The following is a 13,009-nucleotide window of genomic DNA, read 5'->3' as shown; positions in this document are numbered from 1 at the left end:
TATATCCACTATTACAACAATGAGCGTATTAAGCTGAAACTAAAAGGCCTGAGTCCGATACAGTATCGAAATCAGGCCTTGGCAACCGCTTAGCAAAGAGTCCAACTTTATGGGGTCACTTCACCTCGGCTCGCTTTTTTTAGCTTTGTCGATAATCAGCGAAGAATCGCTGCATCTTACTCATCGCTTCTGTTAAATCATCTTTGTTTGGTAAAAACACCAATCTGAAATGATCAGGATCTGGCCAATTAAAAGCACGACCATGCACAAGTAAGATTTTCTCGGCTTTGAGTAAATCTAAAATCATGCGTTCATCGTCTTTAATATTAAAGTGCGCCGTATCTACTTTCGCAAATGCGTAGAGTGCCCCTTTAGGCTTTTTACAGCTAATGCCGTCAATAGCATTCAATCCACGCCAAGCTATGTCGCGTTGCACATACAAGCGACCACCAGGGTTAATCAAATTGTCAATTGATTGCACACCACCTAAGGCTTGCTGAATAGCATATTGTGCCGGTACATTGGCACATAAACGCATTGATGCCAGCATATCCAAGCCACGGCTTAAATCGTCCATCATGCTAGTGCGGCCGCTTAACACCATCCACCCCATTCGCAAACCTGCTGCGCGGTATGTTTTAGCTAAACCATTAAAGGTGATAATTGGCACGTCATCGCATAAGGCCCCAATTGAGCTGTGAGTTGCACCATCGTATAAAATCTTCTCGTAAATTTCATCGCTCAATAACAGCAACTTATGTTCGCGAGCAATGGTTATAAGCTCCATAAGCAAGTCATCACTGTAAACTGCACCTGTTGGGTTATTTGGGTTAATAAGTACCAAAGCTTTTGTTTTCGATGTGATTTTACTTTTTATATCAGCAATATCAGGAAACCAATCCTGCTCTTCATCACATAAGTAATGCACTGGGTTACCGCCCGCCAACTTAACTGATGCAGTCCATAATGGATAATCAGGTGCAGGGATCAAGACCTCATCATCATTATCGAGTAATGCTTGTGTGGTCATTTGAATTAATTCACTTACCCCATTGCCAATATAAATATTATCGACATCAAGATTGTGTAAGCCACGCTGCTGATAGTGTTGATAGACAGCCACACGGGCTGAGTAGAGGCCTTTAGAGTCACAGTAGCCTTGGGCTGAATATAAATTACGGATGATATCTTTATGCATATCTTCAGGCATATCAAAGCCAAAGGCGGCAGGATTACCGATATTTAACTTTAATACTTTTTGGCCTTCATCTTCCATTTTTCGAGCTTGTGCAAGCACAGGCCCACGGATGTCATAACAGACACCGTCTAGTTTGTGACTCTTTTTTATTTGTGACATGGTTACCTCTACTAATGAGCCTTTAGACTACCCCAGTAAAGGGCCACCATGCTAGTGGATTTTTGAAGTTACAACTGAAATAAATTCAAGTTTTTAACGGCCAGTAAACCAAGCCTGTAATTTTTCAACTGAACCTATAACTTGCTCATCTAAATAGCCAGCTTTTTGCTCAGCCGTTGCGAAATCACTTTCGTTTAAAGCATGTTCAATCGCTTGAGCAACTTCTGACAGACTTTGCGCGCCAAATTGCGCCGCATTTGACTTTAAGCTATGTGCATGGCGTGCTGCAGCTTCTGTATCGGTGCCTATGTTAGCTAACACCTCTGAACCTAGTCGCTGAAACTCACTACAACAAAAGCTCAAGGTATCTGCAAACTGATCACCTAAAAGCGATTCCATTCCTTCAAGTGCACTTTCGTCTATGGTGATTGTCGTCATTTTTATCCCTCAATCAAAAACATAAAACTAGAACCGCAACTTTAGCTGTTCTTAGTCAAAAAGCAAACCTGCTTTGTAGGTTAAGCTCATGTATACTATGGATACTTTTACCGTATTCCGAGTTTATATGGCTAGAGAATTATGCTCCCACTGTGGCTTTTCTACTAAAACTTGCTTATGTGATTCTATAAACATAATCAATAATAGACTAAAAATCATTATATTACGCCACCCAAGTGAGGAAAAAATTACTAAAAACACGGCGCATTTATTGAATTTAGGCTTAGCCAATTGCCAAATTATTGCTGGAGAATCTGAGCAAGACTTTGTTTCGCTGCAAACTTTGCCAAAATCTAGCACTGCTGTTTTATACCCAAGCCATGACGCATGGTGTCTTGATGAGCAAAGCTCAGAAGTGAATATATTTAAACAAACACTAACACATTTGATTGTTATAGATGGCACCTGGAAAAAAGCATTTAAAATGCGCCAACTTACCCCTAGTTTACAACAGTTTAAGACCGTTAGTTTTAAGCAACTACCTCAAAATCAGTATTTAATACGAAAAGCTCCCCGTGAAGATAGCTTGTCAACATTGGAGGCTGTAGCCCATAGTCTTCACTTAATTGAACGGCTTGACGTTACGCCATTGTATAAATTACTCGCAGCATTAGTTGACAAGCAAACTAAGCACATGCCAGAAGATGTAAGGGCTCGATATCTTTAATGCGTGTTTCTAAACGATTGAGTGCAGGTTTTAATCGCCAAGGCCCCGACTACCGCTTTGATGATCAAGTTGATTTCAATGACATTCGTGACACGTTTGGGTTTCGTACTATGTTAGTGGGTAGCTGGGTGACCAAACAAGAGCGTCTACTCGCGGCTAATTTAATTTATGATGCCCTAGCCGATCTTGCTCAAATATTAAGCTTACCGCCAACAGCTATTGGTCTGCGGGGTAAGCTTAATTTCGCTTTTGGTCATGGCGGCCAAAAAGGCGTACAAGCACATTATAATGCCCATAGCCAAACGTTAGCACTGGCTAAAAATGCCGGGGGTGGCGCACTTGCACACGAATGGTTTCATGCCTTTGATCATCATATCTGCCAACATTTATTTGCGAATAGAAAAAGCATGCAGTTTTGTTCTGCCTTATGGCTCGAACAGTCACCAGATTTAAGTCACCCACTTAATCAGCGCTTAAATGATTTTTATCATCAGGTTTTTTTAGATAACTCAGGTGCAAACCCAAATGAGTATGTAAAACAATCTATTGCTTTTGATCAGCAAGTAAAACAGCTATATATGAGCATGCCTGAGGAACTCGCAGCTCGCTGTTTTGAAAAGTGCATTGCCATGCACCCTGATATAAAAAATAGCTTTTTAGTAAGTGGTTTATCAACAAGTGGCTTAATCTATCCAGATGAGCAGCATGCGATGCGCTGCTTTGCAGCACTGCTAAATTACTTTAATCAACTAGGTTCGCTGTTGCATCAAAACTAAGTTCAACTTTCTGCACCTCACTAATCCAAGCTAAATAATCATCAGCACAAAGCGGCTTTGAAAAATAATACCCTTGTCCAAACTGGCAGCCATAACTTTGCAGCATAGTTAGGCTTTGCTGATCTTCAATTCCTTCTGCAACCACCTGCGCGCCTAGTGTGGCAGCAATGTCGCAAGTTGCCCGACAGATACTCTGATCATTTACTGAAAACGGCAGATTTAACACAAATTGTTTATCTATTTTCACTTCATCAAAGCCAAGTTGACTTAAATAAGCAAGTGAAGAATAGCCTGTTCCAAAATCATCAATCGCGAGTTTTAAGCCAATTAAACGATAGTCATCGAGTGTGGCTTTAATCTTTTTACTCTCCTCTAATGTAGCTGACTCAGTCAGCTCCAGCATAACCGACTCGGCACGCACATTTTGTTCATTTAAAATAGTGATTAACAGCACAGGTAAGTCTTTATTTAATAGATCTTTAGCCGAAATATTAATGGAAATAACGTGATCGGGTATCAGTGTGCAAAACTTCGCTTGCCACTGAATTCCATTTTCGACCACCCATTCAGTGAGCTGATTGATCACCCCCGCAGACTCTGCAATTGGAATAAACACATCAGGGCTCACTGCACCAAATACTGGATGATGCCAGCGTAATAGAGCTTCACAGCCCACTACTTTGCCTGTTTTCAAACAAACCTGTGGTTGAAAGTGTAAGCTTAACTGATTTTCATCTATCGCCATTTTAAGTCCTGCGGCAATCGATAGCCTTTGTTCAGAAAGCCGCGCACTCTCAGAGTTGAACATTCGCCAACGCTCACCTTGTAAACGTTTTTCAGACATTGCTTGTATGGCACATTGTAAAATTTGCTTCGCGGTATTGCCGTGCATCGGATAATAGGCAACACCAATATCAACACTATCGACTAAATTAATATCTTCATGGGTGAGCCCTTCTTCAAATACCCCATGGATCAAACATGCAAACTGCTCTATATGACTGAGTTCTAATTCACCTATCACTAAGCAACCAAACGTACTGTCATCAACATGAGCAAGCCATGCGCTTCTACTGGCTTGAATTTCAAGCTTTAATGCATTCATGGTCTGTAGCTGAGTATTTAAGATACTTAATCTTTCATTGATACAAATATTTGCTTGCTCAAAACCAAACGTAGAACGTGCATTTGAAAGAACATGTGGTTTAAATAATAAGACGGAAAAGTGTTGTTTCTGCGATACTTTTTTCATCATTTGTGCGAGCAAAAATTGCTTATTAGGCAGTTTAGTCTCCGCATCATGCAGCATCGAATAATTAAATGCCGCTATTTGCTGACGATCTTTAAGTAACAGCACGGAACATATCGCCAGTGATGTGATAAGCAAAATGGTGTTATGAACACCATGGTAACCAATACCAAAGCCATTCCAAATGAATAAACTAAGCACCTGAGTCACAATCGTCATTAACATAAATACACGTAGATAGGTGCGGCTATTTTTTCGCTGCATTACACTAAAAAATACAGCAGCTGCAAAACTTAAAAATCCAATACATGAAACTATAAATAACCATTGATGATTAAACTGAGGCAATAGTGATGACAACACGGCCGCGCTGAGTAAACAGGCCATCATTACTTGCCATGCCTTTTTAAAGCGGGGTTTATAGGTATGGATTGCCAGAAAGTGATATAAGAAATAGCTCGCAAAATATAATGCAAACTCATTAACAGGCCATTTTGCTTCCCAATCTATGCCATTAACGAAATAGCTTATTAGCCCGTTATCAATCAAAAATCCGATACTAACCAGTACGAAGTAAGCATTCAGCAGCAGGTATTTTGGTTGCTGCGATACCACAAAATAAATAGCGCACACAAACATGCATATAATCAGCACACCTAAAATAGCGCCATAGCTTAAAATGATTTGATGTAAGTTTATTTCAAAGGTTTTTGCAGCAACTACCCCAACTTCTATAGTCAGCGCCCTATCGTGCTCAAAGTTAACCAGTGCCCAGCGATGACCTTGACTATGCTCTATTAACCAATGTGGTCGCACATTCGATAAACTTTCAAGTGAGGCGAGCCGCTGATTATTGGTAGCCTGAGAATTTTCATCTAACAGATAAAACTTTGCCCAGGTTAAATTTGGCTCACCTAGATAAACAACGTAATTTTTATTGTCGGGTAGTTGCAATAAATCGATTACTAACCAGTGGGATGTTTGCGGGGCAAGGCGGATTGAACTGCTTTCGAGAGCATTAAGCTGTTCTGCATTTTGAAGTGACTGTTCCAGCGATTGACTTAATTTGGCAAGAGGCTCGGCAGAGTCAAGCAGCCAAATCGATGGACTCTCATTGGCAGCAAAGGTACTAAAGCTGTGTAAAAAAACACAACACATTGTTATGAGCAGCGTTCTAACAACCCGATGGATGTGCTTGCCAATAAAATGCATTTTAGCTCCGTGCTTTAAACACCAGCTAAAAGTATGGGGTGAATACGCTTAAATTGCCAATTATGCATACTTTAATTAGGTAAAAAGTTTAGGCGTATGGGCGTGTGGCACTAAAAGCCACACAATATTTTACTTATTATCATCACTTATTCGACTTGCAACAGCTGAGTTTTGATCCTTATATTTTGCATCTTTACGTGTGTTGTAAGGATTCTCAGCAGGACTTGTCATGGTTTCAAAACTCATAGCGCCAATCTTCATCATTGGTCGTAGCGCTAATGGCAATTTACCTGAGTTATAAAACTCCAAAACAATATTTCCTGACCAACCGGGATCAATACGATGTGCAGTTACATGTACCATCAAGCCAAGTCGTGCTAACGATGAACGACCATCTAACCAACCTACAATATCAGCAGGTAAAGTTACTTTTTCATAGGTAATTGCCAAAGCTAATTCACCTGGATGAAGGAAAAAAGCTTCTTCTTCAGCAAGCACAATTTCATCACTCATAATGGATTCCATCGCCTTGTTTAGCTGATCTTTTGGACCACTTAAGTCAACATAAGCTGCGGTATGATCTTGGAAAACTCGAAATTTATTGCCCAAACGCAAGTCCACCGTCACACCTGAAATCATTTCTTTACTCGGTGTAGGCTCAATAACTATACGGCCTTGGTCAATATACTGCTGAATATGGGTATCTGATAATCTCATTTATTATTCTACCTAAAACAACTTAAACATATGATTTTAAGCTGAAAAAACACGCTAAGCTTAAACTTAAAAACACAAAGAGTTTATTGTGTAGCAGTTAAGCAAAATGGAATGGACATAGTGTGACATATATTACACAAATCAGCAGCGTGTTGCGCTAATAAATCTCGATTAAATAAGTCTTCTCAGGTAACAACATCAGCTGTTTCTGATTTATCTGAAGTCATGAGTTTTGTTCTAATTGCCGAATTATAGGGAGAGTGAGGATAAGTTGTTATGGATTACGTTATTTTATCCGTAATAACATTGCCGGCATGTGTTGTTGCTATTTTAATCGCCAAACACTACGCTAAAAAACAAGAAATTTGGCACGGCTTTCTCGTCTTCATTGGCTCATTGTTACTAACAAGCTGGTCGGTGGTTGGCCTAGTCGCAAACGAAACTTTCTTTTTCCCGCTACCTTCATTACTCACCATGGTCTTTTATCTTTATTGTTATGGTGAAACCGACATTGTGTTTATGCCCAATTTATTAATTAACCCCGGCATTGCTATTTTCTGCTATTTTTCAGCTTACTTTTTCAGTCGCAATAAACTTTTTTAAGCGCAGTGTATCCTTTTTATATTTACTAAAATAAAAAGCCGCTCATTGAGCGGCTTTGGTTCTCATTAGGGTTCATATGAGATTAAAAGCTATAACGTGCACCGATTGTGTAACGAGGTCCGTATTGACGAGCAAATAAGAACTGCTCTTCATAACGGCCGTATCCACGTTCAGTTTCGTTGTTAAGGTTTATACCTTCAAAGAAAACTGTCATGTTTTCATTAATGTCGTAGTTAACGCTTAAGTCCCATTGACCAAACGTATCGCCAAATTGTGGCGGTGCATCAGATGAGCCTTGCGCTTGACCAACACCAATCAAGTACGAATCACGCCAAGCGTAAGTAACTTTAACTGACAAGCCGTCTTTATCGTAGAATGCTTGGAAGTTAGCAGAATCACTCAAACCTGATAAAGGCGCTTGCTGTGTTAAACTATTAACATCAAATTCAACATCACCATCTACAAATGTAGCGTTAACACCTAAACCGAAACCACTTTCACCAAACAAGTGCTGTACAGCAACTTCAAAGCCATCTACCGATTTACTATCAGTATTTTGTGGCTGAGAAATATTCCATACCATTAGTGGGTCTGCACTAGTTGGTTCAATAGCACCATCCGCATTACCATAACCAAGTGCTAGCATTTCATTAAATATTGTCTTACTAGTTACTTCATCATTTCGTGCTTCCAAAGAAGCAATGGCTTCTTGGTAACGAGGACCATTTAGAATGTCATGTAGACCTTCTATCGTTGTTTCAGTAATTTGCGTTTGAATAAAGTTATCAACGTCTTTTTTGAAGTAGCCAACTGATGCGTAGCTGCCTTCGCCATAGTAATACTCAAGCGATAAGTCTAAATTCGTTGACTCAAACGGCAACAAGTTAGTATTACCTTGACCACCGGTACGCGAACCTGGTTTTGGACTACCAGTTAAGCTTCGACCACCAGCAAGGTTACCAAGCGGTGCACGAGCCATGGTTTTACCCCACGAAACGCGTCCAACAAGTTCATCTGTGATCTCAACTTTTACGTCGATATTAGGTAACCAGATATCATAATTACCTTCTTCTTGGTAAAAGTTATCTGTACCGCCTGTTTCGTACTGCATGATCCACTCTGACTCACTTACCCAGTTAACCTGTTTTTCTATTTTCTGACGAACAGTACTGGTGACATCGGTCTCTTCATAGCGTAAGCCTGCGTTAATTTGAACAAAGTAGTCAGATAACTCAAACTCCCAAAGTGTATTGACGTAGAAGCTTTGCGTTTTTTCTTCTACATAGCTTTCACTGTCGATACCATCAAAAAATGGGTCAATTGAGTATTGATTATCGCCCAATAAATCTTCGTTTAAAAAAGCAAGCTGACGAGCTAACGCCTCTTCAAAGCTATAGGTGTAATAGTAATTTGGTTCAAGGGCACTACCACCACCAGCGAACTGATCTAGCATGTCACCAGTATCATTATAAGTGAACATACCGTCTGGGAAGATCTCTGTGAATGATGGGTTAAAGCCAGGACCACCACGTAAGCCACTCCATGCAGTAAAACCACCCATAGTTTGCTTGGTATTGGCAGCACCAAATTTCACTTTAACAAGTGGAATTTCAAAGCTGTCATTTAACCACGTAGCATGAAGCTGCGCTTGCTCTACATTAGACTCACCCGGCGAATAAATAAACTGGCTGAAGTTCGAATCAATTTCACTTGGATCAAGTACCGTTGTGCCATTATTCCAATTAACATATGCATGCGGGATTTCACCAGTACGATAGTCATACACCTTGCTACGGAGTTGGTCAGAACCAAGAATGATCTGGCCGTCAGAACCTAAACCGTCATCTGCACCATTGTCTGTTTCATTTTTCGAATCGTGATAATCGAACTCAACTTCCCACGCATCGTTGATTTGCCACTCTAAATTTAAACCAATTGAGCGTGCTTTTACTTCTGTAGTGCCACGGCTTGCAGTAAATGAACCATCGTTACCACTAATATCGGCATAAAGTGCAGTACCATTTTCATCTAGCTCATAGCTATTAATGTTTGTACTAAAGTCGTTCCAGATACCCCAACCTGTTGTTTCAACACCTGTAATTGCACGGCTTGTCGTGTAATCAACCGTTGCAGTGAAGTTTTCAACTGGTGCATATTGTAAAGTCACTTGGCCGTTAGTACGCTCACGTTCAACATCAGCAATGCTGTAGTTCATATCTTTTGGAAAGAAATGGTTACCAACACGGTTGCCTTCACTATCTACTGGGCGTGGGTCAATGTAGTCACCTTCATCTAATGTTGGTAAATCTACATTCGCTTGCCAGCCTTGAATGTTTGCGCTTTGTTGTTGGAAATCACGCTCTTGATGTGAGAATGAAACGGCAAAGCCAACTGAATTATCAACATATGTATTACTGTACATCGCTGAGAATTCAGGAGTTACATCATCCCCTTCTTCATTTGAGGAGTCGTGAATACCCTTAATAGACGAACTAAATTTTTCACCTGGGCTATTTAAAGGGCGAGTCGTAATAATGTTTACTGTTGCCCCAAGACCACCACTTGGTACATCTGCTTGACCAGATTTTGCAACTTCAAGTGCACTTACACCGTCAGCGGCGATATTTTCAAGGGCGTAAGAACGTGTATAACCAGTACCCGGCATTTGACGGCCGTTAAGCATTACGAGGTTAAACTCAGGGCCAAAACCACGCACTGTGATTTCGCTGCCTTCGCCGTTTGAACGACTAACAGATACACCGGTAATACGTTGCAGTGACTCGGCTAAGTTAGTATCTGGGAATTTACCCATTTCTTCTGCCGAAATCGCATCAACTACACCTGTAGCATCGCGTTTCATATCCATGGCGCGGATCAAACTGCCACGAATACCTTTTACTTCAATAATTTCTATTTCTTTGTCAGCTTGCTCATCTTGCGCGTAAGCCATCGGCATAGTGCCAAACCCTGCGGTTAAGATCATCGCCACTGAAGCTGCAAGAGGCGTTTTAATAAATTTTGTGCTTTTCATGATTTACCTGCTTTTGCAATTTGTTGCCATGGTATGTAGGTGCCAGTTTGGCACCCACCATTGTTGCCAGTGTTAATTAAGGATTCGCAATGACTGCATTATCGATACGGTAAACCGCACCTTCACCCATGCCCCATGAAGGGAACACCATAACAACGTCGATTGCACTAATATCAAGGCCTGCACTTAGTAAATCGGCAAGTGTATATGTGTATGTTTGCCATTCACCAACCACTGGCTCGACACCTTCTTGGCTTGCGCTTAGTGGAAGCTCCACAGCTTGCCCTGCATCGTTTGATTCTATTTTAAATAACCACTGCGCATCTTGGTTACTTGCGTTTGAAACGATTTTCATTTCAAAACGAACTACACCTTGAGATAACATGTGTGATGCATCAAAACTCACGCCATCTGCTGCTAAGAAACCCATTACAGTTGGTTGAGCACCAATTTGAAACTCAGCAACTGAGCCGTGTGCTTCGTCGTCTGTTTCTACAGTTGGTGTACTCCCAGCACAACAATCCCAAATGCTCCATTGGTCTGCTACGCTATCTGCAAATAAAGTGAGATCTGATTGCGGCTGCGGTGCATAAATACGTGCATTATCTATACGGTACACAGCACCCTCACCTTGACCCCAAGCAGGGAAAATCATGATGACATCGATAGCACTCACATCTAAACCAGCTTGTAGTAGTGTGCTTACAGGGAATGTGTAGGTTTGCCACTCACCCGCAACCGGATCAACACCTTCAGTACTCGTATTAAGGTTAACTTCAACCGCTGTTGCCCCTTCATTAGACTCTACCTTTAACATCCATGGTGCATCAGGAGTTGATGGTAGCGATGTTATTTTCATCTCAAATTGCAACATACCGTCATCAACAAGTGAAGTTGCATCAAATTGAGTACCACTACCACCTGATGAGGTGCGGTTAATAAAGCCCATTACTGTTGGCGTTGCACCAATAGAAAACTCAGCAGTTACACCATGCTCTTCATCATCAACCACTTCAATAGGTGTTGAGCCCGCACAGCAATCCCACAGAGGCCAGTCTAGGTTAGTCTCATCAGTGAACAGTGTTAGTGAAGGTAATGTTGTTGAACCACCGTTAGTGATTTCGACATTATCAACACGGTAAACAGCGCCTTCACCTTGACCCCATGCTGGGAAAATCATTACAACATCAATCAAAGATACATTTAAGCCTGCGTCAGCTAATGTTTGTAATGGGAAGGTATATGTTTGCCACTCACCAGCTACAGGGCTAACACCTTCAGTGCTAGCACTTAGGTTTAGCTCAACGGCTGTCTTGCCTTCATCACTTTCAATTTTGAAAAGCCAAGGTGCATCAGGAGTAGAAGGTAATGAAGTCACTTGCATATCAAAACGCACATAACCGTCTTCTAGCATAGCGCTTGCGTCATAAGGAGTGGCTTGGCCGTTTTCATCGGTAATAAATGCATCACGGCTAATGAAACCATTTACCGTTGGCGATGCACCCACAACAAATTCAACAACATTACCACGCTCAGCATCTTCAACAAGTGCAGGAGTTGAACCACCACAACAATCCCATGCAGGCCAGTTAGGGTTAAAGCTGCTATCAAAAATAGTAAGCGGCGTTACTGTACCATCACTAGGTGGTGTAGGTGCAGGAGCTTTACCTTGTACTAGTGCATCTTCTAAATTATCGTAACCAGGGCGAACTGTTTCACAGCCTTTGCCTGTATCCGGGTCTTGTGCACATTCGTAAACACGAACATAGTCAACTTCAAAAGTTTGACCATTTTCAAATGCACTTGCGTCAATGCCCGTTGCATTAACGTTTTCTGGCCAGTCACCGCCTACAGCAAAGTTTAAGATTAAATAAAACTCTTGATCATAAGGAGATGCATCCCAGAAAGTTGTTAACTCACCGGTTGTTTGATCAAAGTACTCTGTGTACCATCCCTTATGTGTAAGGCCCCGCGCTTGTCCCAAAGAATCATAAAAAACTTCAGATTTACGTTGAGTAGCATATAAATAATCGTCTACATACCAACGAATTTCACCTTCTTGCCATTCAATTGCATAGGTATGAAAATCATCCGCTGGGTTAGTGCCTTGATCAAATGTATAAGCCTTACCGCTTTGATCATTATTTGGCCACTCTTTACCATAGTGAAGCGTACCGTAGATATTTGACTCAACACCGTCATCTGTTGGGACTTTCAAGTTAACCGACTCAACGATATCAATTTCACCAGAGCGTGGCCAACCACCATACACTTCATCTGTTGGCATCATCCAAAATGCAGGCCATGAGCCTTGACCACTTGGAAGTTTGGCACGGACTTCGAAGCGTCCATATTTAAAATCAGCTTTGTAACGTGTGTTAATGCGCGCAGAGGTATAAGGTTTTGCAGCACCCTCTTCTGCAGGTAATGCAACGATATTTAGAATACCATCAGCTACGAATGCATTTTCTTCACTGTCGGTATAACATTGCTTTTCATTGTTACCACCGCCAGCGCAATCTATTTCAAAATTCCATTTGCCCTCATCAATGGAATCGCCATCAAAGTTGTCTTCCCATACCACAACCCAATCTGAAACGGGCTCACTTGGGTCAATGGTATCGATTTTTGTGTCTGTGGCAGAGCCACCGCAGCCTGCTAACGTCGCCACAGATAGTGCCATAGCGAGTTGCGTTAAGTGTGTTTTTATTTTGTTCATTGCATTGAACCCTAACATTCTGTGTTTGTTAGTTTACAGCTGATATTAATAGCAAATATTAGTTTCAGCCAATTTGTAAGCGCTTACAATTGAGATCAAATAAAAAAGAACAAAAATGTAAGCGCTTACATAGAGTATGACAAGGTTACTAAAACGTCAATAAATTATTAACAAATAAAC

The 13,009-nt window shown here is 41.1% G+C and carries 10 protein-coding genes; 4 read left to right on the top strand and 6 right to left on the bottom strand.

What is annotated here, in order from left to right; translation table 11 throughout:
• On the top strand, positions 1–93 hold a 93-nt coding region (locus tag AAEU31_RS18620), incomplete at its 5' end, for an IS3 family transposase (protein ID WP_421966783.1).
• 46 nt (positions 94–139) lie between these two features.
• Here AAEU31_RS18620 and AAEU31_RS18615 read toward each other — a convergent pair.
• Both AAEU31_RS18615 and AAEU31_RS18610 read right to left on the bottom strand, forming a co-directional pair.
• Complete coding sequence (locus AAEU31_RS18615) at positions 140–1,357, bottom strand: pyridoxal phosphate-dependent aminotransferase (RefSeq protein ID WP_135925153.1); 1,218 nt, start codon at positions 1,355–1,357, stop codon at positions 140–142.
• 93 nt (positions 1,358–1,450) lie between these two features.
• Positions 1,451–1,795 carry an Hpt domain-containing protein gene (locus tag AAEU31_RS18610; RefSeq protein ID WP_135925156.1) on the bottom strand — a complete coding sequence of 115 codons (345 nt, stop codon included), beginning with the start codon at positions 1,793–1,795 and terminating at the stop codon, positions 1,451–1,453.
• Between the two features lie 127 nt (positions 1,796–1,922).
• On the opposite strand from AAEU31_RS18610, the gene AAEU31_RS18605 reads away from it, so the two are divergent.
• Positions 1,923–2,522, top strand: coding sequence for a tRNA-uridine aminocarboxypropyltransferase (locus tag AAEU31_RS18605; protein WP_421967997.1), 600 nt, complete (start codon positions 1,923–1,925; stop codon positions 2,520–2,522).
• A complete protein-coding gene (locus AAEU31_RS18600; protein ID WP_421967995.1) occupies positions 2,522–3,298 on the top strand; it encodes a CLCA_X family protein in 777 nt (258 codons plus the stop codon). Before AAEU31_RS18605 ends, AAEU31_RS18600 begins: the two co-directional genes overlap by 1 nt.
• Here AAEU31_RS18600 and AAEU31_RS18595 read toward each other — a convergent pair.
• Both AAEU31_RS18595 and dcd read right to left on the bottom strand, forming a co-directional pair.
• Positions 3,264–5,759, bottom strand: a complete 2,496-nt coding sequence (locus AAEU31_RS18595; RefSeq protein ID WP_421967994.1) for an EAL domain-containing protein — start codon at positions 5,757–5,759, stop codon at positions 3,264–3,266. The genes AAEU31_RS18600 and AAEU31_RS18595 overlap by 35 nt on opposite strands.
• 129 nt (positions 5,760–5,888) lie before the next feature.
• Positions 5,889–6,476: a dCTP deaminase gene (gene dcd / locus AAEU31_RS18590; RefSeq protein ID WP_235382503.1), complete on the bottom strand. Its 588-nt coding sequence runs from the start codon at positions 6,474–6,476 to the stop codon at positions 5,889–5,891.
• A 276-nt stretch (positions 6,477–6,752) separates the two neighbouring features.
• On the opposite strand from dcd, the gene AAEU31_RS18585 reads away from it, so the two are divergent.
• Complete coding sequence (locus tag AAEU31_RS18585) at positions 6,753–7,079, top strand: hypothetical protein (RefSeq protein WP_135925164.1); 327 nt, start codon at positions 6,753–6,755, stop codon at positions 7,077–7,079.
• A gap of 82 nt (positions 7,080–7,161) precedes the next feature.
• On the opposite strand, the gene AAEU31_RS18580 is transcribed toward AAEU31_RS18585, so the two are convergent.
• Both AAEU31_RS18580 and AAEU31_RS18575 read right to left on the bottom strand, forming a co-directional pair.
• Positions 7,162–10,110 (bottom strand): TonB-dependent receptor, encoded by a 2,949-nt coding sequence (locus tag AAEU31_RS18580; protein WP_421967993.1) that lies wholly within the window; start codon positions 10,108–10,110, stop codon positions 7,162–7,164.
• Between the two features lie 76 nt (positions 10,111–10,186).
• Complete coding sequence (locus AAEU31_RS18575) at positions 10,187–12,829, bottom strand: family 16 glycosylhydrolase (protein WP_421967992.1); 2,643 nt, start codon at positions 12,827–12,829, stop codon at positions 10,187–10,189.
• Between the last annotated feature and the right edge of the window lie 180 nt (positions 12,830–13,009).

Origin of the sequence: Pseudoalteromonas thalassia (assembly GCF_049257215.1) — a bacterium.
GTDB lineage: Bacteria > Pseudomonadota > Gammaproteobacteria > Enterobacterales > Alteromonadaceae > Pseudoalteromonas > Pseudoalteromonas lipolytica_C.
The sequence above is the reverse complement of the archived record's forward strand: the minus strand, read 5'-3'. Positions and strand labels throughout refer to the sequence as shown.